Below are 26,225 nucleotides of genomic sequence, written 5' to 3'. Positions count from 1 at the left end.
GAAAAGGGGCGGCCCTCGCGAGCCGCCCCCCAGACTTTGAACGGATCCTAGAACGTCTTTCCGAGCTTGACCCCGAAGGTGCGGGGCTGGTTCGGGACGATGTAGTACTGGGCTCCGCAGACGCTTTCCGCGCACTCGGCGTAGCGGTTCAGGCTGGCCCGCTTGTCGAAGGCGTTTCTCAGATAGATCGAGATCGACAGGCCATCCTTGTCGACGCCGCCGAGAAGTCGGCGGTCGCGTAGCCCTTCTGCCGGCCGATGATGGCGCGCTCCTTCAAGCGCAGGTCGGTCCAGTTGCCGGACTGGCCGACGACGGCGCCCTGGGCGAAGGCGTCCCAGTCGGCGAGGCTGAACTCGTAGCGCGCCGTCAGGTTGCCCTTGTACTTCGGCGTCACTGGCAGGACCGTGCCGTCCGGCGCCTGCGGCGAGGCGCAGGTGCTGACCGGATTGCCCGAGGCATCGGTGAAGCCGCAGTAGTTGGCGGTCAGCTTCGCGTCGGTATAGGCGGCCGAGGCGTTGATCGTCAGGCCGTGAGCCGGGACCCAGGTGATGTCGCTTTCCACGCCCTTGATGCGGGCCTGGTTGGCGTTCTTGATCTCGGTCAGGCCGTTGGCGCCCAGGATCGAGAACTGGAAGTTCTTCCAGTCCTCCATGAACACCGCGCCGTTCCAGCGGAAGCTGTTGTTGAGCCAGGTGGTCTTCCAGCCCGCCTCGTAGTTCTCCAGATAGTCGGCGCGATAGGGCGGCAGGGTCGAGCGGCGGTTGATGCCGCCCGGCCGGAAGCCCTTGGAATAGGTGGCGTAGACCAGCTTCGAACTGTCGAGCTTGTAGGTCAGCGTCACCTTCGGCGAGTTGCCGCTCTCCTTCGTGCCCTTGTCCAGGTTGATACAGGGGGCGTCGTCGACCTTGACCGTCGAGGCGAAGCAGGCGCGCTCGCCGGTCGAGCCATAGCCGGCCCCATAGCCGAAGAAGCCGGCCAAGGTGTTGTTCGACTTGAAGAACCGTATGCCGGCAGTCAGCATCAGCTTCTCGGTGATGTCGTACTCGGCCTGGCCGAACACGGCCTTGTCCCGATCGATCCGCTGCTGCGCCGTCAGCCAGATGGTGCCCGTATGTCCCGGCGCCGACAGGGTGCTGCCCAGGCCGTCGATCTTGTAGTTCTGGAAGATGTGGTGCTGTTGCTTCTGGTAGAAGCCGCCGACCACGAACCGCAGCTTTTGGTCCTGCGGCGAAGCGATCCGGATCTCGTGGCTCTCCTTGCGGTACCGGTCCTTGCCCTGGATGTACTGCGAGGGGTTCACCAGGTTGCCGGCGTTGTCCGTCCAGTAGAAGCCGTAGCCGACCTGATCGTAGAAGTACGAGTAGTCGGTGTAGTCCGAGTTGGTGACGTCGTTACGCTTCAGGTACGAGCCGGCATAGGTGACGTCGAGATTGGCGATCTGCCCCTCGATGGTCAGGGCCGCCTGGATCCACTTGTCCTTGCTGCTTTCCGGGTAGAAGTGCGAGACCTTCAGGTCGCCGACCTTGGGATCGAAGGCGAACAGGCCGCCCACCTTCTGCACCTGGCCCATGACCGTGGGCGTGATCACCCAGTTGTCGTCGACCTCGATGCGCAGGGCCGCGCGGCCGCCCTGGGTGTAGACGGAATTATAGTTGTTCCTGACCCGGGCCTTGTTGTTGATCGTCACGTCATTGGTCGGATCGGTGTCGCCGCGCGTGTAGGTGCGCGTGCCGGCCACGTTGTCGATATAGCCCGCGTCGCGGACGTCCCAGCCGACCACGCGCACGGCCATCTTGTCCGACAGCGGAATGTTGACGAAGCCTTCGACCGTGTGGCCCGTGCCGCCGTGGTCGACCTTGTTGGCCTCGACGTCGACCCCGGCCTTGAAGCCGGTGGTCGTCGGCTTGTTGGTGATGATCCGCAGCGTGCCGGCCTGGGAGCTGGCGCCGTACAGCGTGCCCTGCGGACCGGCCAGGGCCTCGACCCGGGCGATGTCATAGACGTGGATGTCCAGGGCGCCCTGGATGGTGGTGACCGGCTGTTCGTCCAGATAGACGCCGACGCTGGGCAGCGAGCCGGAGTGGTTGCCGTCCCCGCCGCTGGCCACGCCGCGCATATAGACCTGGCCGAAGCCCGGGCCCGAGGTCGTGAACGACACGCTGGGCAGGTACTTCACATAGTCGACGAAGGACGCGACCTGCAGCTGCTCCAGCTTCTCGCCGCCGATCGCCTGGATGCTGACAGGCACATCCTGCAGGTTTTCCGATCGTTTCTGCGCGGTGACGACCACTTCTTCCAAAGCGGTCGACGATTGCGGCGCCTGCGCTTGAGCGTAGGCGACGGTGGTGAACATTGTAGATGCGAACAAGGCGGCGGAACACATGCCGACCTTCTTCAAACGGACCGAACCCGACGACATATAGTCGCTCCCCTTGAGGTCTTGATCGAACGAGGTTCGGCCTGCCTCAAGCGTCCGGCAAGATTGGAAATTTCAGTTTGATGTCAATTCCTTGAAGTGTTGCAGAAATGGCAGGCGCGGCGGAGGACGCCGGGCAGATGGTCAAATAACGGGCGCATCCGGATAGGCGTCTAGGACCGGTCCCAATGCCTGCTTCAGCGGGCCGAGGTGCGATTCGAATTTCTGCCAGTGTTCGACCGCGTCCTTGAAGATCGGACGGCGGACCTGCTCTGAACTGGCGGTGCGGACGGCGCGGTCGTTCTCGTGCGGCGACAGGCAGGCGGCCTCGAACGGCAGGTCGCAATGGTCCAGCAGGGCGCGGATCTCGGCTTCCGGATTCTCGATCATGCGCTCGTAGATCACCCGGTGGACGCGTCCCGGCAGCACCGCGTCGAAGTGGGCCATCAGCGCCACATAGTCGGCGTAGTAGCGGCCGATGTCGGTCAGGTCGTAGCTGAACGCCTGCCCCCGGGCGAAGTGCTGCTTGAAGCCCGAGAAGCAGCAGCCCAGCGGATGGCGGCGAGCGTCGATGATCCTGGCGTTCGGCAGGATCAGGTGGATGAAGCCCGCGTGCGCGAAGTTGTTGGGCATCTTGTCGATGAAGAAAGGCCGGTCCGTCTTCCGCTGGACGCGGGTGCGCTCCAGGAACTCCTCGCCCAGGGCCTCCAGGTCGGCGGGCGACAGGTCGGCGAGACTCTCCGGATAGGAAGACTCGGCGCGGGTGGCGGTCTTTCCGCCCAGGCGCCGGGCCATGACGATCAGGTCGGGCAACTCCATCGTGCCCTCGACCATCGAGTGGCTGGCCAGGATCTGCTCCACCAGGGTCGAGCCCGAGCGCGGCAGGCCGACGATGAAGATCGGGTCGGGCGCGGCGCAGCCCTGCCCCGCCCGCGCGGCCAGGAAGCCGGGGGTGAACACCGCCTTGGTGCGGGCGGTGTCGGCGGCGTTGTCCGCGGCGTCGTAGCCCAGCTGGGCCCGGCGGATCGCCGCGCCTTCGGCGTAGCGCGCGAACGACTCGTCCCAGCGGCCGGCGTCCTCCAAGGCCTTGCCCAGGGCGTAGTCCAGGTGCAGGCGATCCTCATCCGACAGGTCCGGCGTATCCAGGGCCTCGGTCATGGCGGCGAGGTCGGCGGCGGTGAACTTGACCGTCTTGAGATTGGCCAGGCTCCACCAGGCCTCGCCCAGGGTCGGCTGCAGCTCCAGCGCCTTGCGGTAGGCGGCGACGCAGTCGGCCTGGCGTCCCACCGTCTTCAGCGCGTGGCCATAGCTCATCCAGCCTTTCGGCTGATTGGGATAGTCGGCCAGCACCCGGTCATAGACGGCGATGGCGCGGTCATATTCGCCCAGGCGCGCCAGGATCGCCGCGCGCAGGTTGGCGTAACCCGGATGGCGGTCGTCCTTTGCCGTCAGCATCTCGATCTGCGCCAGGGCCTCGAGGTTCTTGTTCTGGCGATAGAGCATGGTCGCCAGATTGTGCCGCGCGGCGGCGAAGCCAGGGGCCAACTCGATGCAGCGGGTCAGCAGGCCCTCGGCGTCGGCATAGCGGCCCAGCCGCGCGCCGGTCTCGGCCAGCATGCGGATGGCGGCCACGTCGCCGGCGTCTTGCTTCAGCCGTTCGCGCAGCAGCCGCTCGGCCTCGCCCAGGCGATTGTCGGACAGCGCCGTCGCCGCCTCGACCAGGAGGGGATCGCGGGTCGAGGCGCGCAGCTGGCGGGCCAGGGCCTTTTCGGCGCCGGCGCTGTCGCCCAGCAGCTCCAGGTTCTCGGACAGCCCCCGCCAGGCCTCCGACAGGCGCGGCTCCAGCGCGCTGGCCCGGTCGAAGGCGCGGGCGGCCTCGGCGGTGCGGCCCAGCTGCTCCAGGCTGAGCCCCAGCTCCAGCTGGGCCAGGGGCAGGTTCGGCAGGGCTTGGGCCAGGGGCTGGACCGTCGCGGCGGCGGCTTCGGGATCGCCCGACAGCCGCAAGGCGGCGGCCAGGACGCGGGTGGTGTCGGCGTGTCGCGGCACGACCTCCAGGATCGCCCGGGCCTGCTCGGCCGCCAGGCGCGGATCGACCTCCAGCAACCGCTCGGCGTGTTCGAGCGCCGCGGCGAGACTCATGGCGGGCTGGGCGGTCGTGGTGGTCATGCGACGAGGAGAGCGGAGCGCCGGGGAGCGTGTCAATCCGGCTCGCGACGCGCGCGCTACAGCCGATCCCGCAACGCGTACCAACTCAGCCCAGCCACGGTCAGTGGCCACCTCAGAAGGCGCCCGCCCGGGAACGGCGGGGTGGGGAGCCGCGAGAGCAGGTCGACGCCCCCCGCCTCACCCAACGCCGCATCGGCCAGCAGCTTTCCCACATACGGCGCCAGCATCACCCCCTGCCCCGAATAGCCCGAAGCGACCCGCACACCCGGCGCGACCTCGCCGACGAACGGCATGCGGCTCAGGGTGATGCCCAGGGTCCCGCCCCAAGCGTGGGTCAGCGGGACGTCGGCCAGGCGCGGATAGACCTTGGCGAGGTTCTTGCGGACCAGGCTCGCGATGTCGCGGGGAAACCCCGGCCGATAGTTCTCGCCGCCGCCGAACAGCAGCCGGCCGTCGGGCGTCTTGCGGAAATAGTTCACGACGAAGCGGCTGTCCGACACCGCCGCGTTCGAGCGGATGATCGTCTCAGCCACGTCGTCCAGCGGCGCGGTGACGGCGATGAAGTTGTTGATCGGCATCACCCGGGCGCGCGCCTTGCCCGCCATGGCGTTCAGCAGGCCGTCGCCGCTGAGGATCAGTTGGTCGCAGGTCACCCGGCCGGTCGCGGTCTCGACGATGATCCGGCCGCCCTGGCGCGTCCAGCTTTCGGCGCGGGTGTTTTCGTGGATCACCGCCCCCGCCGCCATCGCCGCGCGAGCTATCCCCAGGGCCAGCTTCAGCGGATGCACGTGCCCGCCGCCGCGATCGATCAGGCCGCCGTGATAGACGTCGGTTCCCAGCTCAGCGGCGAGGTCGGCCTGGTCAATCAAGGCCAGCTGGTCGTAACCGTAGCGGTCGGCCATCAACGCGGCATAGGCGGCGTCCTCGGCCTCGCCGTTCGGCTTGTGGCGCGCGTGGATCATGCCTGGCCGCCAGTCGCAGGCGATCGTGGCCGTCAGGGTCTTGAAGTGCGCCCGCGCATCCTCGGCCAGCCGCCACAGGGCCAGGGCGTCGTCGCGGCCGACGGTCTTCTCCAGCCAGGCCTGGTCACGCCGCTGGCCGGTATGGACCTGCCCGCCGTTGCGCCCCGTCGCGGCGCAGCCGACGCGGCCGGCTTCCAGCACAATGGCCTTGCCGCCCAGCGCCAGGGCGGCCCCGAGACCGGTGAAGCCCGCGCCGACGATGCAGACGTCGGCGTGGGTGTCGCCGTTGAGCGGCGGCAGCTCGGGACGGTCGGTGACCGTGGCCTCATACCAGCTCATCCCCTTCCCCCGTCCAGGGCGAAGGGCTTTAAGGCGCTACACATTCAGCAGCAGGAACTCCCGCTCCCACGGGCTGATCGTGCGCATGAAGGTCTCGTACTCGGCCTGCTTCACGTGGTCATAGGCCTGGCAGAAGATCGGGCCCAGGATCTCGACCAGCGGCTCGCACTGCTCGAACAGCTTCAGCGATTCCGACAGGCTGCGCGGCAGCTGGATCCCGGCCGCGCCGGCGTCGGTGGCGACCGGGGCGCTGGGCGTCAGGCCTTGCGTCATGCCCAGATAGCCGGCCGCCAGCGACGCGGCGATGGCCAGGTACGGATTGGCGTCGGACGAGGGGATGCGGTTTTCCAGCCGGCGGTTGGCCGGGTCGGACGGCGGCACCCGCAGGCCGCAGGTGCGGTTGTCATAGCCCCACTGGGTGTTGACCGGCGCGCCCGAGTCCTTGGCGATCCGCCGATACGAATTCACGTAGGGGGCCAGTATGGCCATGATCGCCGGCAGATAGGTCTGCTGCCCGGCGATGAAGCCGTGGAACAGCGCCGTCTCCTCGCCCTTCTTGTCCGAGAACAGGTTCTTGCCGTCCTTGTCGACGATCGACTGGTGGATGTGCATGGCGCTGCCGGGCTCGCTGGCCATCGGCTTGGCCATGAAGGTGGCGTAGATCTCGTGCTCCAGCGCCACCTCGCGGATGGTGCGCTTGAACATGAACACCTGGTCGGCCAGTTCCAGCGGCGGACCGTGGCGCAGGTTGATCTCCATCTGGGCCACGCCGCTTTCGTGGATCAGGGTGTCGATCTCCAGGCCCTGGCGCTCGGAATATTCGTACATGTCCTCGAACAGCGCATCGAACTCGTTGACCGCGCTGATCGAATAGCCCTGCCGCCCTGTTTCGGGCCGGCCCGAGCGGCCGATGGGGGGCTTGAGCGGGTAGTCGGGGTCGGTGTTCTTGTCGACGAGATAGAACTCGATCTCCGGCGCCACGATCGGGACCCAGCCCTTCTCGGCATACAGCGCCAGCACCCGCCGCAGCACCTGACGCGGGGCCTCCTCGACCGGCCGGCCGTCGGGGTGGAAGGCGTCGTGGATCACCTGGGCCGTCGGGTCCTGGGCCCACGGCACGGCGGCCAAGGTGGCGAAGTCCGGGGTCAGGAAGATGTCGGTGTCGGACTGCACGGCGCTGACCGCCCCCTCGAACTCGGGGAAGTCGCCGGTGATGGTCTGGTAGAACACCGCCAGCGGCAGGTTCATCGACGGCGTGCCTAAGAACTTGCGCACCGGCATGATCTTGCCGCGCGCCACGCCGGCGAGGTCCGGCACCACGCACTCGATCTCCTCGATGTTCTGGCGCGCGAACCAGGCCTGGGCCTCCTCCAGCGACGCGACGCCCCGATTGAGCGTGGTCTCGCGCTTGGCCTTGTTGTGCTTGGGCTTCATGACGCACTCCAAAAGCTCGGTTTTTCCCGATTTGTTCTCGGAAAGTTTCTGCTATCGTAAGGCATGGCCGAGCCCGAACCCGACATCTTCGACGCCCTGGAAGACGAGGCTGAATTGGCTGCCGACGCAGCCGCGGACGCCGATCTTGCAGCTGGCAGAGTCGTTCCGCACGAGCGCGTGGTGGAGTGGCTGAAGTCCCTGGGTACGCCTAACCAACTTCCCACGCCATATTCGTGGCGCAAGTAATCTGGACTGACCGGGCGCTGGCCGATATCGAGGCCATCGTCGCCTACATCTCCAGTCAATCTCGGCCCATTGCAGCCCAGCGCCTGGGAAGTCGGTTGTTCGCTTCCGGCGAAAGCTTGGCTGACCATCCTGAACGAGGCCGCCTCAGCACGAGAGGACGTCGCGAGATCGCGGCCATCCCGCCCTACGTGCTGCGCTATCGCGTTGTCGGCGACATGGTCGTCATCGGCAGCGTCCGCCACGGCGCCCGTCGCCCAATCTAACCTCATGACACCGCCTCCGGTTTCAGGGCGCGGAGCACCGGCTCGGCCTCGGTCAGAGACTGGCGGATGATGGCGACAAGCTCGTCGATCTCGGCGTGGGTGATGATCAGCGGCGGGCAGCAGACGATGCTGTCGCGGATGGCGCGGACCATCAAACCGTTCTTGATGCACAGGTCCCGCACGATCGGGCCGGCCTCGCCTTCCTTGTCGAGGAAGCGATGGTTGGTCCCCTTCTCCCGCACGATCTCGACGGCGCCGATCAGACCCAGCGAGCGGGTTTCGCCGACCAGCGGATGGTCGTTCAGGGTCGCCAGGGCCTTGGCCAGATAGGGGCCGGTGTCGTCGCGGGTGCGCTCGACCAGGCCCTCACGCTCGATAATCTCGATGTTCTTAAGCGCCACGGCCGCGCAGGTCGGGTGGCCCGAATAGGTAAAGCCGTGGATGAAGTCGCCGCCCTTCTCGCGCAGCTCGGCGACGATGTGGTCGGCGACGCCGACGGCCGAGATCGGCAGGTAGCCGGACGACAGCCCCTTGGCCATGGCGATCAGGTCGGGCTTGATGCCGTAGTGCTGGTGGCCGAACCATTGGCCCAGCCGCCCGAAGCCGCAGATCACCTCGTCGCAGACCAGCAGGATGCCGTATTTGCGGCACAGGGCCTCGACCGCGGGCCAGTAGCCGTCCGGCGGGATGATCACCCCGCCCGCCCCCTGCACGGGCTCACCGATGAAGGCCGCGACGTTCTCAGGCCCGACCTCGAGGATCTTGTCCTCGATCTCTTTCACGGCGCGGTCGCGGAAGGCGGCCGGATCCTCGCCGAAGCCGTCGCCGAATTGATACGGCTGCATCACGTGATGGACGCCGGGGACTGGGAGGTCGCCCTGCACATGCATATGCTTCATCCCGCCCAGCGACACCCCGGCCACGGTCGAGCCATGATAGGCGTTCCAGCGGCTGATGAAGACCGTCCGGCTCGGCTCGCCCTTGAGCTTCCAGTAGTGACGGACCAGGCGGAAGACCGTGTCGTTGGCCTCCGACCCCGACGAGTTGAAGAACACGTGGCTCAGATGGCCGCCCATCTTGCTCGCGATCTTCGCCGCCAGCGTCACGGTCGGCGGCGTCGCGGTCTTGAAGAAGGTGTTGTAGTACGGCAGCTCCAGCATCTGCTCATAGGCGGCTTCGGCAAGCTCCTTGCGGCCATAGCCGACATTGACGCACCACAGGCCGGCCATGCCGTCCAGGATCTGGTGGCCGTCGCCGTCGTGGATATAGACCCCGTCGGCGCGGGTGATGATCCGGCTGCCGCCCAGCTCGGCGATGACCTTGTGGTCGGCCTGGGCCGGCAGGTGGTGGGCCACGTCCAGGCGTCGGAGTTCGGCGATGTCGTGGTTGCGGATCGGGACGGTCATCGGTGGCTCCTGACGATATTTTCTTTTCGTTTTACGGCCCCCTTCCCCCTTGGATGGGGGAAGGGTTGGGGATGGGGGTGACAGCGCGTCCGACCTCAGCTCGGCCGAACCGCCGCATCACCCCCACCCCTGCCCCTCCCCATCGAGGGGGAGGGAAACTCGCTAGCTCAACAACACCGCCGGCGAGCAGGCGTGCCAGCACAGCCAGACGGTCTCGCCCGGCTTGAAGTCTTCCTGGTCCCAGCGGGTCAGGTTCGAGCGCTGGACCTTGATCCGACGCCCACCCTCGATCTCCACCTCGTAGGTCGACTGGCCGCCCAGATAGGCCTCGTGCTTGATGACGCCCGCGATGGCGTTGGTGCCTTGCGGGCAGTCGCCGAGGTTCGGCGGCGTATCGCCGTCCTTCTTGTGCAGCTCGATCTTCTCGGGACGGATCGCCGCCCAGACCGTGCCGCCGCGCGCGCCGGTGACGCCGTGGTCCAGGAAGATGTCCACCGGCAGGTCCGGCGAGCGGATCACCGCGTGGCTGGGCTCGTCGACGGCCAGCACGCCTTCGAACAGATTCACCTGGCCGATGAAGTCGGCGACGAACCGGCTGTTGGGGAACTCGTAGAGGTCGTTCGGCGAGGCCACCTGCTGCAGCAGGCCTTTGCTCATCACCGCGCAGCGGGTGGCCAGGGCCAGGGCCTCGTCCTGGTCGTGGGTGACCATGATGAAGGTGATCCCGACCTTCTCCTGCAGCGTGCAGAGTTCGGTGCGCATCTGCTCGCGCAGCTTGGCGTCCAGGGCCGACAGCGGCTCGTCCAGCAGCAGCACGCGCGGACGCTTGATCAGCGCCCGGGCCAGGGCCACGCGCTGGCGCTGGCCGCCGGACAGCTGGTCGGGCTTGCGGCCGCCATAGCCGCCCAGCTGCACCAACTCCAGCGCCTCCTCGACGCGGCGGTCGCGCTCGGCCTTGCCGACCTTGTCGACCACCAGGCCGTAGGCGACGTTGTCGGCCACGGTCATGTGCGGGAACACGGCGTAGGACTGGAACACCATGTTCACAGGCCGCTTGTTGGGCGGCACGTTGGAGATGTCCTGGCCGTCGATCAGGATCCGGCCCTCGGTGGGCGTCTCGAAGCCGGCCAGCATCCGCAGCAGGGTGGTCTTGCCGCAGCCCGACGGCCCCAAGAGCGCGAAGAACTCGCCCTCGGTCACGGTCAGGGAGACATTGTCGACCGCCGCCAGCTTGCCGAAGCGCTTGGTGACGTTCTCGAAGGTGATGATCGGCTTGCTCATTTAGCGTCCCCCGCCCCATGCCCCGCTGTGGCGGCGGGATCCCCCTGCAGTTTCAGCGCCGCCGCGGTCAGCAGCACGGTCAGCACGATCAGCACCGTCGAGGCCGCGTTGACCTCCGGCGTCACCGAGAAGCGGACCATCGAATAGACCTTCACCGGGAAGGTCACCGTGTCGGGCCCGGCGGTGAAGAAGGTGATGACGAAGTCGTCCAGGCTCAGCGTGAAGGCCAGCAGCGCCCCGGCCACCAGCGACGGGGCCATGTGCGGCAGGATCACGTCCTTGATGGTGCGGAACTCGCCGGCGCCGAGGTCGCGGGCGGCCTCCTCCATCTCGCGGTTGAAGCTGGCCATGCGCGCGCGCACCACCACCGCCACGAACGGGAACGAGAACGACACGTGGGCGATGATGATCGCCCCCAGGTTCAGCGGCCAGGCCAGGCCCTGCGGCCAGGGCATGACCCGGGCGAAGAACACCAGCATCGCCACGCCCATGCAGATCTCGGGCACCACGATCGGCAGGGCCAGCGCCCCGTCCAGGGCCGTCTTGCCCGGGAAGCGGAAGCGCCACAGCAGCAGGGCCGCCGAGGCGCCCAGGATCAGGCTGATCACCGTCGAGGCCGCCGCGATCGTCAGGCTGTTGCCGAACGCCTCCAGCAGGGCGGAGTCGTGGAACAGCTTGTCGTAATATTTGAGCGTGAAGCCCTTCCAGACGATGTTGCGCCGGCTGTCGTTGAAGCTGAACGCCATCAGGGCGACCAGCGGCGCGTAGAGGAAGATCCCCACCATCGCCAGCCAGGCCTGCATCGGCCAGCGGCGGAGGTATTCGAGCGGACCGGGGGGCGATTTCTTGGTCATCCCTTGGCCTCCGGCGTGCGCTTCGCCAGCACCGCCTGGATCGCGATGGCGATGAAGGTCAGGTACATCAGCACGAACGACATGGCCGCGCCGAAGGGCCAGTCGTTGGCGCGCTTGAACTGGCGCTCGATGATATTGGCGATCATCTGGCTGTCGGGGCCGCCCAGCAGGTCCGGCGTCAGATAGGCGCCCAGCGCCGGGATGAAGGTGATCAGGATCCCCGAGGCGATGCCCGGCAAGGCCAGCGGCACGACCACCTTGAACAGGGTCCGCATGTGCCCGGCGCCGAGGTCGAGGCTGGCCTCCAGCAGCGACTTGTCGAGGCGATCCAGGGCCGAATAGAGCGGCAGCACCATGAAGGGCAGATGCACGTAGACGAGGCCCAGGATCACCGCGAAATTGTTGTGCAGCAGCCCCAGCGGCTGGAAGTCGCCCAGCGGCTGCAGGCCTACCAGCGCCGCGAACCCGCTGCCGCCCTTCCAGAGCCACTCCAGGCCCTGGTTGACGTAGCCCTCGGTGCGCAGCACGGCGATCAGGGCGTAGGTGCGGATCAGGAGGTTGGTCCAGAACGGCAGCATGATCATCAGCAGCAGCCAGGCCTTGGCCTTGTCCGACGCGAAGGTGATGGCCAGCGCCACCGGGAAGCCCAGCACCAGGCACAGGAATGTCGTCAGCCCGGCCACCCAGGCCGATTTCAGGAAGATCTTCAGGTACAGCGGCTCGATCGCCCGGGCGTAGTTGTGGAACGTGCCGGTGATGGCGATCTCGGTCAGGCCCTCGTTGTGGCCGAAACTGTAGGCCCAGACGATCGCCATCGGCGCCAGGAAGAACACCACCAGCCACACCAGCGGCGGTCCCAACGCGGCGGCGAAGACGGCCTTGGCCTGTTTCCAGGATTGTTCCATGGGGTGGATCTCTCCCTTCCCCCTTGATGGGGGAAGGGCGGGGTTGGGGGTGAAAGCGGTTCAGGATTGAGTGAGGCCGGGGTGACGTCCGCCGTGGGTGTCACCCCCATCCCCAACCCTTCCCCCATCAAGGGGGAAGGGCGCTATGCCTAAGCCGCCCGCACCCGCGTGATGATTTCCTCGTACAGGCTGGCCTTCTCGGCCCCTTCGAAGGCGCCGTACTCGCACTTGGCCATCACGTCGGCGGGCGGGAAGATCACCTTGTTCTCGCGGTAGCTCTCCGGCATCAGCGCCTTGGCCGCCGCGTTGGGGGTCGGGTAGAGGATCGTCTTGGTGATCTCGGCCCCCGCCTGGGCGTCCAGCAGATAGTTGATGAAGGCGTGGGCGTTGTTGGGCCGCGGCGCGCCCTTCGGGATGCACAGGGTGTCGCTGTTGATCAAGCTGCCTTCCTTGGGCACCACGAAGTCGAGGTCCGGATCGTCCTTCATCACCTGGGCGATGTCGCCATTATATTCCAGCACCAGGTCGACCTCGCCCGAGACCAGCAGGTCCTGGCCGTTGTCGTCGTGGAAGGCCTTCACGAACGGCTTCTGCTTGATCAGCATCTGCTCGATCTTCGGCAGCATGTCGGCGGGGATGTCGTTGACGCTGTGGCCCAGATACTTGGCCGACAGGCGCACCAGGTCGGCGCTTTCCGACAGCAGGGCGATGCGGCCCTTGTACTTGTCGCTGTCGAACAGCCACTTCCAGCTGTCGGGCACGCCCTGGACCTTGCTCTTGCGATAGCCGATGCCCAGCAGCAGCCAGGTGTAGGGCATCGAGTATTTCCGGCCCGGGTCGAAGTCCGGGTTCAGGAACGACGGATCCAGGTTCTTCATGTTCGGGATCTTGGCGTGATCCAGCACCTCGAGCATGCCGGCCTGGCCCATGCGGGTGACGAACTCGTTCGACGGCACGATCACGTCGAAGCCCGGATTGCCCGCCTTGAGCTTGGCGAACAACTCATCGTTGGTCGCGAACAGGCTCATGTTCACGTCGACGCCGGTCGCCTTCTTGAAGTCGCCCAGCGTGGTCTCGCCGATATAGGTGTCCCAGTTGTAGAAGTTCAGCTTGGGCTCTTCGCCGTTCGCGCCGGCCGCCTTGGGTTTCTCGCCGCAGGCCGTGAACGACAGGCCGATGGCCGCCGCCCCGAAGGCCGTCAGAAGCGAGCGCCGGTTCGCGCCTCTCTGAGTGATGGTGCTCATGGTCCCTATCTCCCTCTAGGACGTCCGATGACGGACATCACGACCGCTGCACAATCTAGATCCCTCCCCCTTGGATGGGGGAGGGGCAGGGGTGGGGGTGACACGGTCGGCCGGTAGCGCTCTGCTCGCGCCACATCCTGAACCGCTGTCACCCCCATCCCCAACCCTTCCCCCATCAGAGGGGGAAGGGAGAAACCCTATTCACCACACCACCATCAGGCGTTGCGGAGGTACCAGTCGAAATCGAGTTCGGTGACGACCTCGAAGAAGCGCGCCTGTTCCGTGCGCTTGACCGAGACGAACATGTCCACGAACCGGTCGCCGAGATAGTCGCGCAGGACCTCGGATTTCTCGAAAAGGTCGACCGCCGCGAACCAGTTGGACGGCAGCCGGATGTTCTCCTTGGCCGCCGCCGCGTAGCCGTCGCCGACCACCGCCGGGCCGGGATCGAGCTTGTTGGCGATGCCGTGGTGGGCGCTGGCCAGCAGCACCGCCATCACGAGATACGGATTGCCGTCGGCCCCGGCGACGCGGTGCTCCACGTGGCGGGTCTTGGGCGGACCGGCCGGCACGCGCAAGGACACCGTGCGGTTGTTGACGCCCCAGGTCGGGGCGACAGGCGCGTAGCTGTTGGCCTTGAAGCGGCGATAGCTGTTGGCGTTCGGCGCCAGGATGGCCATGCCCTCGCCCAGCAGCACCTTCATGCCGGCGATGGCCTGCTTCAGCAGCGGCGAGCCTTCCAGATCCTCGGCGGCGCACAGGTTGTTTCCGTCCGCGTCATTGACGCTGAGATGGACGTGGAAGCCGTTGCCGGCCCGCTCCGCCCAAGGCTTGGCCATGAAGGTCGCCTCGCAGCCATGGCGCAAGGCCACGCCCTTGGCGGCGCGCTTGTAGAGCACCGCGTCGTCGGCCGCGCGCAGGGCGTCGGGCTTGTGCTTCAGGGTCAGCTCGACCTGGCCCGGGGCGAACTCCGAGATCGCGCCTTCCAGCGGCACGCCCAGCACGTCGGCGGTGTCCCACAGCTCGCGCAGGAACGGGGCGTGGGCCTCCAGCTCGGGCAGGCCGTAGACCTGGATGCCCGTGGGGCGCAGGCCTGTCTGCATCGACTTGGCCGGCTGCAGCTCGCCGTTCGGGCCGCGCTGCAGGTCGACGAGGTAGTATTCCAGCTCGCACGCGGCGACCGGCGTCAGGCCATCGGCGGCGTAGCGGTCCAGCACCCGTTGCAGCACGTGGCGCGGGTCGAGGTCGTTGGGCGTCCCGTCCAGTTCGTACATCGACAGCATGACCTGGGCGACATCGGGACCCAGCCAGGGCGCCAGGGTCAGCGTGCCGGGCACGGGCCGCGCGCGGCGGTCGGCGTCGCCGTCCTCCCAAACGAGACCGGTGTCCTCGCAGTCGGCGCCGTTGGTGTCGACCACCAGCACCGAGCCCGGCAGGAAGCGGCCATATTCGTAGATCGCCTCCAGCTCATGCACCCGAAGTCGCTTGCCGCGCGGCACGCCGGTCATGCTAGTGAAGAACACCTCGACGAACTTCACCTGCGGGTTGGCGGCGAGGAAATCGCGGCATTCCTGGATATCGGCTACGGCGGCGGTCATGCGGAGAACTCCCCCTTCCCCCTCGATGGGGGAAGGGTCGGGGATGGGGGTGACAGAGGTTCAGGATGTGGCGCGGCCGAGCCGAAGCCCGCTGACCGTTTCACCCCCACCCCTGCCCCTCCCCCATCCAAGGGGGAGGGCAAGTGAATAACCTTCATGCGTCGTGCTCCCCCATCGCGATCGCAAAGCCGTCCACGGCCGCGACCAGCCGGTCGATCGCGGCGTCGTCGGTGACGGGCGAAACCAGCATCATGTTGTGGAAGGGCGCGATCAGGACGCCCCGGTTGATCAGCCACAAGTGCAGCGCTTCCACCGCCTCATGGTCCAGCACTTTCCGCATCTGGGCGGCATTCTTCGGCGGAGGATCGGCGAAGACCAGCTCCACCCGGGCGCCGACGTGAGCCACCGACCACGGCAGGCGGCGCGCGGCGATCACGGCCTTCAGACCCGCGACCAGTCGCTCGGCCCCGGCCAGCATCTTGGCATAGGCCGCGTCGGTCATCACCTCGGACAGCATGGCCCGCATGGCGGCCATGGCGAGCGCATTGCCCGACAGCGTGGTGCCGATGCCCGACTGGCCCGGACCGATCCGCAGCTGCGCCTCGTCCATCCGCGTCGAGAGTTCGGCGGTGACGCCCCAGACGGCGGCCGGCACGCCGCCGGCGACGGCCTTGCCCAGCACGAAGACGTCGGGCTCCAGGCCATAGGCCTTGATGTAGCCGCCGGGTCCGGTCGAGATCGTGTGGGTCTCGTCGATGATCAGCAGCGTCCCGGCGTCACGGGTGAGTTTGCGCAGGGCGTCATGGAAGCCGGGCTCGGGCAGGATCATGCCGCAGTTGGTCATCACCGGCTCGGCCAGCACGGCGGCGACATCGCCCGGCGCGAGCGCGGCCCGCAGGGCTTCGAGATCGTTGAACGGCACGACGCGGGTGGTGGCCGTCAGGTCGTGGACCTGGCCCAGCAGGCCGGGCTTCATCGCCGCAGCGCCGTCCTTCAGCACCACGAAGGCGTCCTCGACCATGCCGTGGTAGCAGCCGTCGAACACCAGCACGACCGGCCGCTGCGTCACCGCCCGCGCCCAGCGGATCGCCGCGCGATTGGCGTCGCTGGCCGTGGTCGCCGTCTGCCACAGCGGCAGGCCGAAGCGCTCGGCCAGCAGCTTGCCGACGATCACCGCCGAGGCGGTCGGCAGCATGAACCCCGCCCCGCGCTTGATCTGGTCGGCGACGGCGGCCGCCACCGAGGCGTCGCCGTGCCCGAACATGGCCGGCGTGTCGCCCAGGCAGAAGTCGTCATAGAGCTTGCCGTCGACATCGGTGACCTGGGCCCCGACGCCTTGCGCCGCGAAGATCGGGCTTGGGGAAGCCCAGTCGTTCATCCAGTGCATCGGCGCCCCGCCGCGCCAGACCGCCGAGGCGGCCTTGGCCATGGCGATCGAGCGCGGGTGCTCGGCGAGGAAGCGGCTGCGTTCGCTGGCGAGCAGGTCGGGGAGCGTGCGGGTGAGTTCGGCGATCATCCCACCCCGCCAAAGCACAGATATTTGGTCTCCAGATACTCGTCCACCCCCTCGGACGAGCCTTCGCGGCCCAGGCCCGACTCCTTGACCCCGCCGAACGGCGCGACCTCGGTCGAGATCAGGCCTTCGTTGATGCCGACCATGCCGGCCTCGATGGCCTCGGCCACCCGCCAGCAGCGGCCGACGTCGCGGCTGTAGAAGTAGGACGCCAGGCCGAACGGCGTGGCGTTGGCCAGCTCGATGGCCTCGGCTTCGGTCTCGAACTTCACGATCGGGGCGACCGGGCCGAAGATCTCCTCCTGGAACAGCGCCATGTCCGGCGTGGCGTCGACCAGCACCGTCGGCATGTAGAACAGGCCGCCCAGGCCGTGCAGGTCGCCGCCGGTCAGCACCTTGGCCCCGTCACGGACAGCCTCCGTCACCAGCCGGTCGACCTTGCACAGCGCCTTGTCGTTGATCAGCGGACCGATCTGGACGCCGTCGCCCGTGCCTGGACCAACCTTCAGCGCCGCGACCTTCTCGGCGAGCCGCGCGGCGAAGGCGTCGTGGATGCCCGACTGCACGATCAGCCGGTTGGCGCAGACGCAGGTCTGGCCGGTGTTGCGGTACTTGCTGGCGATCGCGCCGTCGACGGCGGCCTCCAGGTCGGCGTCGTCGAAGACGATGAAGGGCGCGTTGCCGCCCAGCTCCAGGCTGAGCTTCTTCATCGTGCCGGCGCATTGGGCGTAGAGGAGTTTTCCGATCGGGGTCGAGCCGGTGAACGACAGCTTGCGCACCCGGCTGTCCTCGCACAGGGCCTTGCCGATGGCGCTGGAATCCTTGCCGGTGACGACGTTCAGCACCCCGGCCGGCACGCCCGCCTCGACCGCCAGCCGGGCGATGGCCAGGGCGCACAGCGGCGTCTCGGCGGCCGGCTTGACCACCACCGTGCAGCCCGAGGCCAGGGCCGGCCCGACCTTGCGGGTGATCATGGCGATCGGAAAGTTCCACGGCGCGATCGCCGCGCACACGCCCACCGGTTGCTTGATCGAGACCAGGCGCTTGCCCGGCATCGGGGTCGGGATGGTGTGGCCGTAGGCGCGCTTGGCCTCGTCGGCGAACCAGTCGATGAATGCCGCGCCATAGGCGACCTCGCCCTTCGACTCCGCCAGCGGCTTGCCCTGCTCGGCCGTCATCAGCCGGGCCAGGTCGTCGGCGTGGGCGAGCATAAGGTCGCTCCACCGGCGGAGGATCGCCCCGCGTTCCTTGGCGGTCTTGGCGGCCCAGGTCGGGAAGGCGCGGTGAGCGGCCTCGATGGCCACCCGCGTCTCGCCGCCGCCCAGGTCGGCCACGTTGGCGATCACCGTCCCGTCGGCCGGATTCAGCACCTCGAAGGTCGCGTCGCCCTCGATCCACAGGCCGTCGATGAAGGCTTCGGTTTCAACGAGATTCAGGCGGGAAGAATGGGTCATGAGCGGGCTACCTCAACGTCACGGACACCGACTTCAGGTCGGCGTACTTGTGCAACGCATGAAGGCTGCGGTCGCGGCCAAAGCCCGACTGCTTGAAGCCGCCGAACGGCATGGTGATGTCGCAGGCGTCCCAGCCGTTGATCCAGACCAGCCCCGCCTTCAGCCGGCGCGCGCCGCGCAGGGCGCGGTTGATGTCGGACGTCCACAGGCCGGCGGCCAGGCCATAGACGGTGTCGTTGGCCAGTTGCAGCGCCTCGTCCTCGGACTTGAAGCTGATCACCCCCAGCACGGGACCGAACACCTCCTCGCGGGCCAGGGTGTGGTCGGCTTCCAGGCGGTCGAAGATGGTCGGCTCGACATAGAACCCGCCGGTCTCGCGGCGGATGCGCTGGCCGCCCAGCACGCGGCGCGCGCCCTGGCTGTCAGCGGTGGCGATGTAGTCGAGCGCGGTGTTCATCTGCCGCTCGCTGACCATGGCCCCGAACTGGGTGGCCGGATTCAGAGGATCGCCGACGACCATGCCCTTGGCCACGGCCACGACCTTCTCCAGGAATTCGTCCTTGATCGAGGCCTCGACCAGCAGGCGCGAGGCGGCGGTGCAGACCTCGCCCTGGTTATAGAACACGCCCCAGGCGGCGGCCTGGGCGGCGGCGTCCAGGTCGGGACAGTCGGCGAAGACGATCTGGGGCGACTTGCCGCCCAGCTCCAGGCTGACCCGCTTCAGGTTCGAGCGGGCGGAATATTCCATCAGCTTGCGGCCCACGGGACCCGAGCCGGTGAAGGCGATCATGTCGACGTCCTTGGACAGCGCCAGCGCCTCGCCCGCCTCGCCGCCCAGACCCGGAACCACGTTGAGCACCCCTGCCGGGAGCCCTGCTTCCAGGGCCAGCTCGCCCAGCTTCAGGGCGGTCAGCGGCGACTGCTCGGCGGGCTTCAGCACCACCGAATTGCCCATGGCCAGGGCCGGCGCGACCTTCCACATCGCCATGTGCAGCGGGAAGTTCCACGGCACGATCGCCCCGATCACGCCCAGCGGTTCGTGGACCGCGTAGCTCAGGCGGTCGGCGGGCGAGGCCCCGACCTCGCCATACACCTTGTCCAGCGCCTCGGCGTACCAACGGCAGGTGTTGATCGCGAGCGGGATATCGACATTGCGGGCGTCGCTGATCGGCTTGCCGACGTCCAGGCTCTCCAGCAGGGCCAGATCCTCGGCGTCCCGCTCCATCAGTTCGGCCAAGCGGAACAGCACCTTCTTCTTCTGGCGCGGCCCCTGGTCGCGCCAACGGCCGTCCTCGAACGCCGTGCGGGCGCTGAACACGGCCAGGGCCACGTCCTCGCTCTGGCAGGCGACCACCAGGTTCAGCACCTGGCCATCGCGCGGCGAGACATTGTGGAAGGTCGCGCCCGTGACGGCCTCGACCCGCGCGCCGTCGATCACCGCCAGGCAGGGCAGCTCCAGTCGGGCGAGACGCTCGGCAATGTCGGCGGGCAAGGTCACGCGGGATATCCGTACTGATTGTGATCACAGTTTGCCTGACCACCGGAAGTGTCAAGCATCTGACTTTATGGGGCCGCGTCTACCGCGACGCGCATCTTTTCCATGCCTTCGGACAGGTCAGCGGCTATGGCGCGGCGGGCGCCGTCCGCGTCGCCGGCCTTCAGGGCGTCGATGGCCTCGGCGTGGCGATCCGCGACTAGGCCGTCGGCCCCGACCCGACCGAACACCACCCGCATGAACGGACCGACCTGCAGCCACAGGCCGCCGGCCATCGACAACAGCACCTCCGCCCCCGCCCGCTCGTACAGGGCGAAGTGGAAGGCGTGGTTGGCGGTCATGTAGCGGTCGACATCGCCCAGCCGCAGGGCCTCGTCGACATCGGCGTCGATGGCCTGAAGTTGGCGCACAAGGCCGGCGTCGGCCTTTTCGGCGGCGCTCGCGACGGCTCTGGCGGCCAGCTCCGGCTCGACCCACAGGCGGGCCATGGAAAGCTGCTCAAGGCGGTCGGCGGTCAGGGAAGGGACGGACAGGCGCTTGTTGGCCGGGTTGATCGCCAGGGCCCGCTCGGCGACCAGACGGCGGACCGCGTCGCGCACCGGCATTGGCGACACCCCGAGCTCGGCGGCCAGGCTGCGCAGGGACACGCCCTTGCCCGGCGCGATCCGGCCGGTGATCAAGGCCTGGCTGATCGCCTCATAGACCTGGTCGTGGACGGCGGTCTGGTCGGCCAGCGGAACGCGGGTCTGGACCATCTTTTCCACCGCGCCTCCAAGCCCCGCCACAAAAGCTCTCTTTACGAGAGGGGCTCAATTGCGATCACAATGCAAGGCTCTCGCGAAGGACCGCCCATGACCAGCGCCAACGACCTCGACGCCTTCTGGATGCCGTTCACGCCGAACCGGCGATTCAAGGCGCATCCGAGGATGCTCTCGTCGGCCAAGGGCATGATCTACAAGACGCCGGAGGGGCGCGAGGTGCTGGACGCCACCTCGGGGCTCTGGTGCGTCAACGCCGGTCACGACCGGCCGAAGATCCGCGAGGCCATCCAGCGCCAGGCGGCCGAGATGGACTACGCCCCCTGCTTCAACATGGGCCACCCTCTGGCCTTCCAGTTCGCCTCGCGCCTGGCGCAGATCACGCCAAAGGGCCTGGACCGGATCTTCTTCACCAACAGCGGTTCGGAGTCGGTCGACACCGCCCTGAAGATCGCCCTGGCCTATCACCGCGGCCGGGGCAAGGGGACCAAGACCCGGCTGATCGGGCGCGAGCGCGGTTATCACGGCGTCGGCTTCGGCGGCATCTCGGTCGGCGGCATCCCCACCAACCGCAAGTATTTCGGATCCTTGCTGACCGGCGTCGACCACCTGCCCCACACCCACGGCGTAGCCGGCAACCAGTTCGCCAAGGGCCAGCCCGAACACGGCGCGCACCTGGCCGACGAGCTGGAGCGGATCGTCGCCCTGCACGACGCCTCCAACATCGCCGCGGTGATCGTCGAGCCCGTGGCCGGATCGACCGGCGTTCTGGTTCCGCCCAAGGGCTATCTGGAGCGCCTGCGGGCGATCTGCGACAAGCACGATATCCTGCTGATCTTCGACGAGGTGATCACCGGCTTCGGACGCCTGGCCGCCCCGTTCGCCGCCGACCGCTTCGGCGTCACGCCCGACCTGATCTGCATGGCCAAAGGCCTGACCAACGCCACTGTCCCGTGCGGCGCGGTAGCGGCCTCGACCAAGATCTATGACGCCATGCTCGAGGGCGCCGACGCGCCGATCGAGCTCTTCCACGGCTACACCTATTCGGCCCACCCCCTGGCCTGCGCGGCGGGCCTGGCGACCCTGGAGACCTATCAGGAGGACGACCTCTTCCATCGCGCCGCATCGATGGAGGCCTATTGGCAGGAGGCCATGCACAGCCTGGCCGACGCCCGCCACGTCATCGACATCCGCAACCTGGGCCTCGTCGCCGGGATCGAGCTTTCGCCCCGCCCCGGCGCGGCCACGGCGCGGGCCATGGAGGTGTTCGAGACCTGCTTCGACGAAGGCCTGTTGATCCGCGTCACCGGCGACATCATCGCCCTGTCGCCGCCGCTGATCCTGGAGAAGAGCCACATCGACCGGATGGTCGAGACGATCCGGTCGGTGCTGGCGCGGGTGGATTAGGCTCGCCCCTGAATCCTCTTTGAGGAAGGGAATACTCTAAAGCCACGCTTCTAAACCCGACCTCAACCCTTCTCGCGCATCCTGTGCAATCGCGATGGAGATGGACCGTGACTAAAGGGTGCAGCGGCTGCCGGGACGGCCAGGATTTCGAAACGCCCTTTTCGATGGCGTTCCAACCGATCGTGAACCTGGCCAGCGGCCAGGTGTTCGCCCACGAGGCCCTGGTCCGCGGCCTTGCCGGCGAGGGCGCCGGGTCGGTGCTGTCGACGGTTTCAGAACACAACCGCTACGTCTTCGACCAGCAGTGCCGGGTGAAGGCGATCGAGCTGGCGACCAGCCTAGGCATGGCCGAGACCGGCGCGCACCTGTCGATCAACTTCATGCCCAACGCCGTGTATGAGCCGCGCGCCTGCATCCGCCTGACTCTGGCGACGGCGATGCGCACGGGCTTCCCGCTGGACAAGCTGATCTTCGAGTTCACCGAGAACGAGCAACTCGACACCCAGCACATACTCAACATCCTGCGCACCTATCGCGCCATGGGCTTCAAGACCGCGATCGACGACTTCGGCGCCGGCTATGCGGGCCTGAACCTGCTGGCCAAGTACCAGCCCGATATCGTCAAGCTGGACATGGAGCTGATCCGCGACATCGACCGCGATCGCGCGCGGCGCGCCATCGTCTCGCACCTGCTGGCCATGCTGACCGACCTTGGCGTCACGACCGTCTGCGAAGGCGTGGAGACCGAGGGCGAACTGGCCGTCCTGCGCGACCTGGGCGTCGAGCTGGTGCAGGGCTATGTGATCGCCCGCCCCCTGCTCGAGGGCCTCGCCGTCCCCGCCCCTAGCCTCGCGGCCGATACGCCATCGCCACGTCGCAACGCTCATAGCGCGCCCCGAAAGTCCGCATGATCTCGGCGTCGTGGACGAAGCCCAGCTTCTCGTAGAGGTGGATGGCCGCGGCGCATTTGCGGTTGGTCAGCAGATAGACCTTGTCCATGCCCAGGCTGGCGGCGCGCTCCAGGGTCTTGGCCAGCAGGAACTCGCCGACCTTCAGACCCCGGGCGCTCTCCAGAACGCCCATCTTGGTCAACTCGACCCAGCCGTCCTTGGACACCATGAGGGCGCAGGTTCCGACCACGCCCAGCTCCGCCGTCTCGGCGAACAGCACCACCCCGCCCTTGTCGAGGATCAGCTCGCGCGGCCGTGACAGCAGGGCGATGTCGTTGTCCTCCAGGGCGAACATGGCCTGAATCCACTCGGCGTTGATCCGGTAAAAGGCCTCTTGCAGGTCGTCGGAGAAGTCGCGGGCCCACAGGGCCGGCGGGCCAGCCGCCTGGATCCGGGTCAGCAGCGAAGCCTCGTCCAGTCGAGCCTCCACCTTGGCCAGGCCCCGCATGAAATCGCCTTCCAGTCCCTCGACCAGTTCGGCGGCGGCGGGCTCGATGCGCGGCAGGAGTTCGGTCTGAACCCGGACCATCAGCGCCTCCCCGGCCGCCGTCAGCGCCAAGCGCTTGGAGCGGCCGTCGCCCGGCGTGCGGCGCGCCTCGACGAAGCCGTCGCGCTCCAGGGTCCCGAGGGCGCGGGTTACGGTCGGCTGGGCCAGTTGCAGCCGCTGGGCCAGCTCGCCCACGGCGATGGGGCCGTGCAGGCGGATGGTCATCAGCAGCGACATCTGGGCCGGCTGCACCGGCAAATCCAGCGCGCGCGCGACCTCGGCGGCGTCAGCCTGCATCCGCTCGGCCAGCCGCTTCAGCCGGCTGCCCAGGAACCCCACGCCAAACCCCGCCAGCAGATCGTTCTCCATAACCGCCTCCATCTTCATAGCGCGCTATATAGCTTGCTATGAGATTGTTGGAGACGCAAGCGGGCCTACATCCGGAAAGGCGGGATGACCGCGCAGCGCACCTGGCCGTCCCTCACATCGACCGCGGCCGCCCGACCTCCGGTCAGGTCGTAGAACTGATTGCGCCGGCCAATGGACACGACGAGGTAGTCGGGCGCGTTGAACTTGCAGATCGGATAGCGCACCGCCGCGCCGCCCGCCCGGTCGATCAGATGCGTGCAGGTCATCGTCCCGCCCAGCCGCCGGAACAACACGTCGTCGTAGGGCGTGGCCTGGGGTAGCCTGCGGAGGCTTTTGAAGATCAGCGGCTCCAGCGGCGGGCAGGGCGGGCCGTCGACGCGCCAGAACGCGTCACGCTGAGCCTGAACCGCACGGTCGTGGCGCTGCATGACCTCAAAGCCCACCCCGATCAGGACCGCGAAGCCGAGGGCGATCGCCACCCAGCGCCACCGACTTGGCGCCCGCCCTTCCAGGGGCAGTTTGCCGATACGAACCTGCTCCGTCGCCATGCCAAAACTCACGTATGTAAATCAAGAGTACAGGCGTAAATCAGAATTCTGCGGTTGTCACGCGGGAGAACACTGATCACCACGCTTGACGCAAGCTCGTGACATTTGTAGCGTACTCGCGACATCACTGAGGCGACACCCCATGAGCGAACCCTCCGACCTGGAACTGGAAGTGCTGAAGGCCTTCTGGCGCGGCGGCGCGATGAGCGCGCGCGAGGCGCAAGGCTTGATCGAGCCCGAGCTGGGCTGGAGCGCCTCGACCACCCGCACCGTGCTGGAGCGGATGGTGGCCAAGGGCCTGCTGGTGCGCCGCTCGGTCCACGGCCTGGCGGTCTATGAGGCGCGGACGGCCAAGGTCGACGTGATCGGCGGCGTGCTGAACCGCCTGCGCGGCCTGCTGGAGATCAACGGCCGCCTGCCCGCCTCGGCCTTCGCCGGCAGCCAGATCCTGTCCGAGACCGAGATCGAGGAACTGGAAGCCCTGCTCAACACCGCAGGCTCTAAGGCCATTGGGGAGGACAAGTGATGCATCCGCTGCTGACCTCCACCGCGCTGGGCCTGATCGCCGCCTGGCCCGTCGGCGCCCTGGGCTTTGGCCTGGGCCGCCTGGTCGAGCGCCTGACCGACGACCCGCGCCCGCGCGCCGCCGCCTGGAGCCTGGCCTACGCCCTGCCCGCCGGCGCCCTGGCCGCCACGGTGGCCCTGACCTTCGCCCCTGCGGTGATCAAGCCGGCCGCGCCGGCCGCCGCGATCGTTCCCGGACCGGTCCGCATGGCCATGGTCGAGATGACCGCCGACGCTCGACCGGCGCCGGTCGTTCAGGCGTGGTCGCCCTCGCCCGCGCTGATCAACGGCCTGGCCTGGGGCCTGGTGGGGCTCTCGGCCGCCGGCCTTCTGACACGCGGCTGGCGCTGGAACCGGGGCCGTCGTCGTCTGGCCCAGGTCCGCGCCGCCGCCGAGCCGTGTCAGGACTTGGCTCTGGTCGAGGCCGTCCGCCTGCGCGCCAGCCGCCTGCGGGTCAGCGCGCCGCGCGTGCGGATCAGCGCCGCCGTCTCCGAGCCGCTGCTGGCCGGCGTCCGCCGCCCGGTGATCCTGCTGCCCAAGGCGCTGGCGCAGAGCGCCGACACCCGCCGGCTGGAGCTGGTCTGCGGCCACGAGCTGGCCCACCTGCGACGCGGCGACAACTGGCGAATCCCGGCCGAGGAAGCCCTGTCCGGCCTCTTCTGGCTGGTCCCGCCGGTCAAGGCCCTGCGCGGCCGGATGCTGGCCGCCCGCGAGGCCGTCTGCGACCTGACCGCCCTGGACGGCGCCGCCCCCGAGGCCCGCCGCGACTATGCCCGCGCCCTTGTGGAGGCCCTGAAGATGAACGCCCAGCCCTCGTCTCAGCTGGCCTTCGAGTCGGCCTTTACCGGCCGCGACCGCAACCTGGCCGCCCTGCGCCTGTCGGCGATCCTGCAGCCGCGAGGCCGCGCTTCGGCCCTGCGCGTGGGTCTGGTCTTCGCCCTGGGCGGCGCCCTGACCGCCGCCACCGGGGCCGGCTCGCTGGCCCTGGCCGACCAGGCCCGCCGCATCGCCCCGCCGCCTTCGCCCGAGACCGTCGCTGCGGTGGCCGCCGAGGCCGCGCCCGCCGCTGAAGCCGCCCCAGCGGCGGAGGCGGCGCCGGCTTCCGAAGCCGCGCCCGCTGCGCTGGCGCCAGTGGCCCCCATGGCGGCGCCGATGGCCGCGCTCCCCTCGGCCGCCGCTCCGGCAATGGCTCCGCTGCGCGTGTCGTCGGGTCCGACCCCTCAGCCCAATCCCACGCCAGATCCCCGCCCCAACCCCAACCCGAACTCGAACCCGAACGCCAATCCAAATGCCGCAGGGAAGTCGAGACTGGATCCAATCGAGATCGCGGCGGACTCGCAGGAGACCTACCAGAAGGAAGACAAGACGATCTTCCAGGGCTCGGTCACCGTCCGGGGTCGCATCAACCCGGTGAACGTGGTCGTGAACGTCAACGGCGTGAGGGCCGCGGCGTGGTTCCAGCCGCAAGACCTGCGCGACGGCGCCATTGGGCGCCTGGAGGTGATCAACGCCAAGGCCGGCGATCCCGTCCTCAACATCACGCTGAACGATCCGCAGAAATAACCG

At 68.0% G+C, this 26,225-nt stretch carries 21 protein-coding genes and 1 pseudogene; 6 read left to right on the top strand and 16 right to left on the bottom strand.

Going from position 1 to position 26,225, the window contains the following annotated elements; all coding sequences use genetic code 11:
* Positions 1 to 47: 47 nt before the first annotated feature.
* The 4 genes and pseudogenes from CSW62_RS03805 to CSW62_RS03790 all read right to left on the bottom strand — a co-directional run bounded on the left by CSW62_RS03805 (position 48) and on the right by CSW62_RS03790 (position 7,317).
* A pseudogene (locus tag CSW62_RS03805) lies at positions 48 to 2,419 on the bottom strand (TonB-dependent receptor).
* 141 nt (positions 2,420 to 2,560) lie between these two features.
* Positions 2,561 to 4,582 carry a tetratricopeptide repeat-containing sulfotransferase family protein gene (locus tag CSW62_RS03800; protein ID WP_099575865.1) on the bottom strand — a complete coding sequence of 674 codons (2,022 nt, stop codon included), beginning with the start codon at positions 4,580 to 4,582 and terminating at the stop codon, positions 2,561 to 2,563.
* Positions 4,583 to 4,638: 56 nt separating this feature from the next.
* Positions 4,639 to 5,883 carry an FAD-binding oxidoreductase gene (locus tag CSW62_RS03795; protein ID WP_099575864.1) on the bottom strand — a complete coding sequence of 415 codons (1,245 nt, stop codon included), beginning with the start codon at positions 5,881 to 5,883 and terminating at the stop codon, positions 4,639 to 4,641.
* A 36-nt stretch (positions 5,884 to 5,919) separates the two neighbouring features.
* Entirely contained in the window at positions 5,920 to 7,317 is a 1,398-nt protein-coding gene (locus CSW62_RS03790) for a glutamine synthetase family protein (protein ID WP_099575863.1), read from the bottom strand.
* A 63-nt stretch (positions 7,318 to 7,380) separates the two neighbouring features.
* Between CSW62_RS03790 and CSW62_RS03785 the strand changes: the two genes are divergently transcribed.
* Both CSW62_RS03785 and CSW62_RS03780 read left to right on the top strand, forming a co-directional pair.
* Positions 7,381 to 7,563, top strand: coding sequence for an antitoxin (locus CSW62_RS03785; RefSeq protein WP_099575862.1), 183 nt, complete (start codon positions 7,381 to 7,383; stop codon positions 7,561 to 7,563).
* Entirely contained in the window at positions 7,551 to 7,826 is a 276-nt protein-coding gene (locus CSW62_RS03780) for a type II toxin-antitoxin system RelE/ParE family toxin (RefSeq protein WP_099575861.1), read from the top strand. The genes CSW62_RS03785 and CSW62_RS03780 overlap by 13 nt, the downstream gene beginning before the upstream one ends.
* Positions 7,827 to 7,828: 2 nt before the next feature.
* Here CSW62_RS03780 and CSW62_RS03775 read toward each other — a convergent pair whose 3' ends face one another.
* The 10 genes from CSW62_RS03775 to CSW62_RS03730 form a co-directional block, all read right to left on the bottom strand.
* Entirely contained in the window at positions 7,829 to 9,232 is a 1,404-nt protein-coding gene (locus tag CSW62_RS03775; RefSeq protein ID WP_099575860.1) for an aspartate aminotransferase family protein, read from the bottom strand.
* Between the two features lie 162 nt (positions 9,233 to 9,394).
* Positions 9,395 to 10,513, bottom strand: a complete 1,119-nt coding sequence (locus tag CSW62_RS03770; RefSeq protein ID WP_099575859.1) for an ABC transporter ATP-binding protein — start codon at positions 10,511 to 10,513, stop codon at positions 9,395 to 9,397.
* Positions 10,510 to 11,367 carry an ABC transporter permease gene (locus CSW62_RS03765; protein ID WP_099575858.1) on the bottom strand — a complete coding sequence of 286 codons (858 nt, stop codon included), beginning with the start codon at positions 11,365 to 11,367 and terminating at the stop codon, positions 10,510 to 10,512. The genes CSW62_RS03770 and CSW62_RS03765 overlap by 4 nt, the downstream gene beginning before the upstream one ends.
* The gene (locus CSW62_RS03760; protein ID WP_099575857.1) at positions 11,364 to 12,272 is read right to left on the bottom strand and encodes an ABC transporter permease; all 909 of its coding nucleotides are present in this window, start codon (positions 12,270 to 12,272) and stop codon (positions 11,364 to 11,366) included. The genes CSW62_RS03765 and CSW62_RS03760 overlap by 4 nt, the downstream gene beginning before the upstream one ends.
* 149 nt (positions 12,273 to 12,421) lie before the next feature.
* Positions 12,422 to 13,516 (bottom strand): PotD/PotF family extracellular solute-binding protein, encoded by a 1,095-nt coding sequence (locus CSW62_RS03755; protein ID WP_099575856.1) that lies wholly within the window; start codon positions 13,514 to 13,516, stop codon positions 12,422 to 12,424.
* Positions 13,517 to 13,731: 215 nt separating this feature from the next.
* A complete protein-coding gene (locus tag CSW62_RS03750; protein ID WP_099575855.1) occupies positions 13,732 to 15,114 on the bottom strand; it encodes a glutamine synthetase family protein in 1,383 nt (460 codons plus the stop codon).
* Positions 15,115 to 15,268: 154 nt separating this feature from the next.
* The gene (locus CSW62_RS03745; protein WP_099575854.1) at positions 15,269 to 16,630 is read right to left on the bottom strand and encodes an aspartate aminotransferase family protein; all 1,362 of its coding nucleotides are present in this window, start codon (positions 16,628 to 16,630) and stop codon (positions 15,269 to 15,271) included.
* Positions 16,627 to 18,081, bottom strand: a complete 1,455-nt coding sequence (locus CSW62_RS03740; RefSeq protein ID WP_099575853.1) for an NAD-dependent succinate-semialdehyde dehydrogenase — start codon at positions 18,079 to 18,081, stop codon at positions 16,627 to 16,629. The genes CSW62_RS03745 and CSW62_RS03740 overlap by 4 nt, the downstream gene beginning before the upstream one ends.
* Positions 18,082 to 18,088: 7 nt before the next feature.
* The gene (locus CSW62_RS03735) at positions 18,089 to 19,588 is read right to left on the bottom strand and encodes an aldehyde dehydrogenase (protein WP_199170704.1); all 1,500 of its coding nucleotides are present in this window, start codon (positions 19,586 to 19,588) and stop codon (positions 18,089 to 18,091) included.
* A gap of 56 nt (positions 19,589 to 19,644) precedes the next feature.
* Positions 19,645 to 20,331, bottom strand: coding sequence for a GntR family transcriptional regulator (locus CSW62_RS03730; RefSeq protein WP_099582161.1), 687 nt, complete (start codon positions 20,329 to 20,331; stop codon positions 19,645 to 19,647).
* A gap of 69 nt (positions 20,332 to 20,400) precedes the next feature.
* Here CSW62_RS03730 and CSW62_RS03725 point away from each other — a divergent pair, with 69 nt between their 5' ends.
* Both CSW62_RS03725 and CSW62_RS03720 read left to right on the top strand, forming a co-directional pair.
* Positions 20,401 to 21,741, top strand: coding sequence for an aspartate aminotransferase family protein (locus tag CSW62_RS03725; protein WP_369827421.1), 1,341 nt, complete (start codon positions 20,401 to 20,403; stop codon positions 21,739 to 21,741).
* Between the two features lie 164 nt (positions 21,742 to 21,905).
* Entirely contained in the window at positions 21,906 to 22,652 is a 747-nt protein-coding gene (locus CSW62_RS03720) for an EAL domain-containing protein (RefSeq protein WP_099575850.1), read from the top strand.
* Here CSW62_RS03720 and CSW62_RS03715 read toward each other — a convergent pair.
* Together CSW62_RS03715 and CSW62_RS03710 are read right to left on the bottom strand one after the other, a co-directional pair.
* The gene (locus tag CSW62_RS03715; RefSeq protein WP_099575849.1) at positions 22,585 to 23,547 is read right to left on the bottom strand and encodes a bifunctional helix-turn-helix transcriptional regulator/GNAT family N-acetyltransferase; all 963 of its coding nucleotides are present in this window, start codon (positions 23,545 to 23,547) and stop codon (positions 22,585 to 22,587) included. The two genes, CSW62_RS03720 and CSW62_RS03715, sit on opposite strands and share 68 nt — an antisense overlap.
* A gap of 65 nt (positions 23,548 to 23,612) precedes the next feature.
* Positions 23,613 to 24,095 carry a hypothetical protein gene (locus CSW62_RS03710; RefSeq protein ID WP_143324326.1) on the bottom strand — a complete coding sequence of 161 codons (483 nt, stop codon included), beginning with the start codon at positions 24,093 to 24,095 and terminating at the stop codon, positions 23,613 to 23,615.
* Positions 24,096 to 24,237: 142 nt separating this feature from the next.
* On the opposite strand from CSW62_RS03710, the gene CSW62_RS03705 reads away from it, so the two are divergent.
* Together CSW62_RS03705 and CSW62_RS03700 are read left to right on the top strand one after the other, a co-directional pair.
* A complete protein-coding gene (locus CSW62_RS03705) occupies positions 24,238 to 24,621 on the top strand; it encodes a BlaI/MecI/CopY family transcriptional regulator (protein WP_099575847.1) in 384 nt (127 codons plus the stop codon).
* Positions 24,621 to 26,222 carry a M56 family metallopeptidase gene (locus CSW62_RS03700; protein WP_099575846.1) on the top strand — a complete coding sequence of 534 codons (1,602 nt, stop codon included), beginning with the start codon at positions 24,621 to 24,623 and terminating at the stop codon, positions 26,220 to 26,222. The genes CSW62_RS03705 and CSW62_RS03700 overlap by 1 nt, the downstream gene beginning before the upstream one ends.
* Positions 26,223 to 26,225 lie beyond the last annotated feature (3 nt).

This window comes from Caulobacter sp. FWC2 (genome assembly GCF_002742625.1).
In the GTDB taxonomy this organism is placed as follows: Bacteria; Pseudomonadota; Alphaproteobacteria; order Caulobacterales; family Caulobacteraceae; genus Caulobacter.
This window is presented reverse-complemented; position numbering and strand designations above follow the sequence as displayed.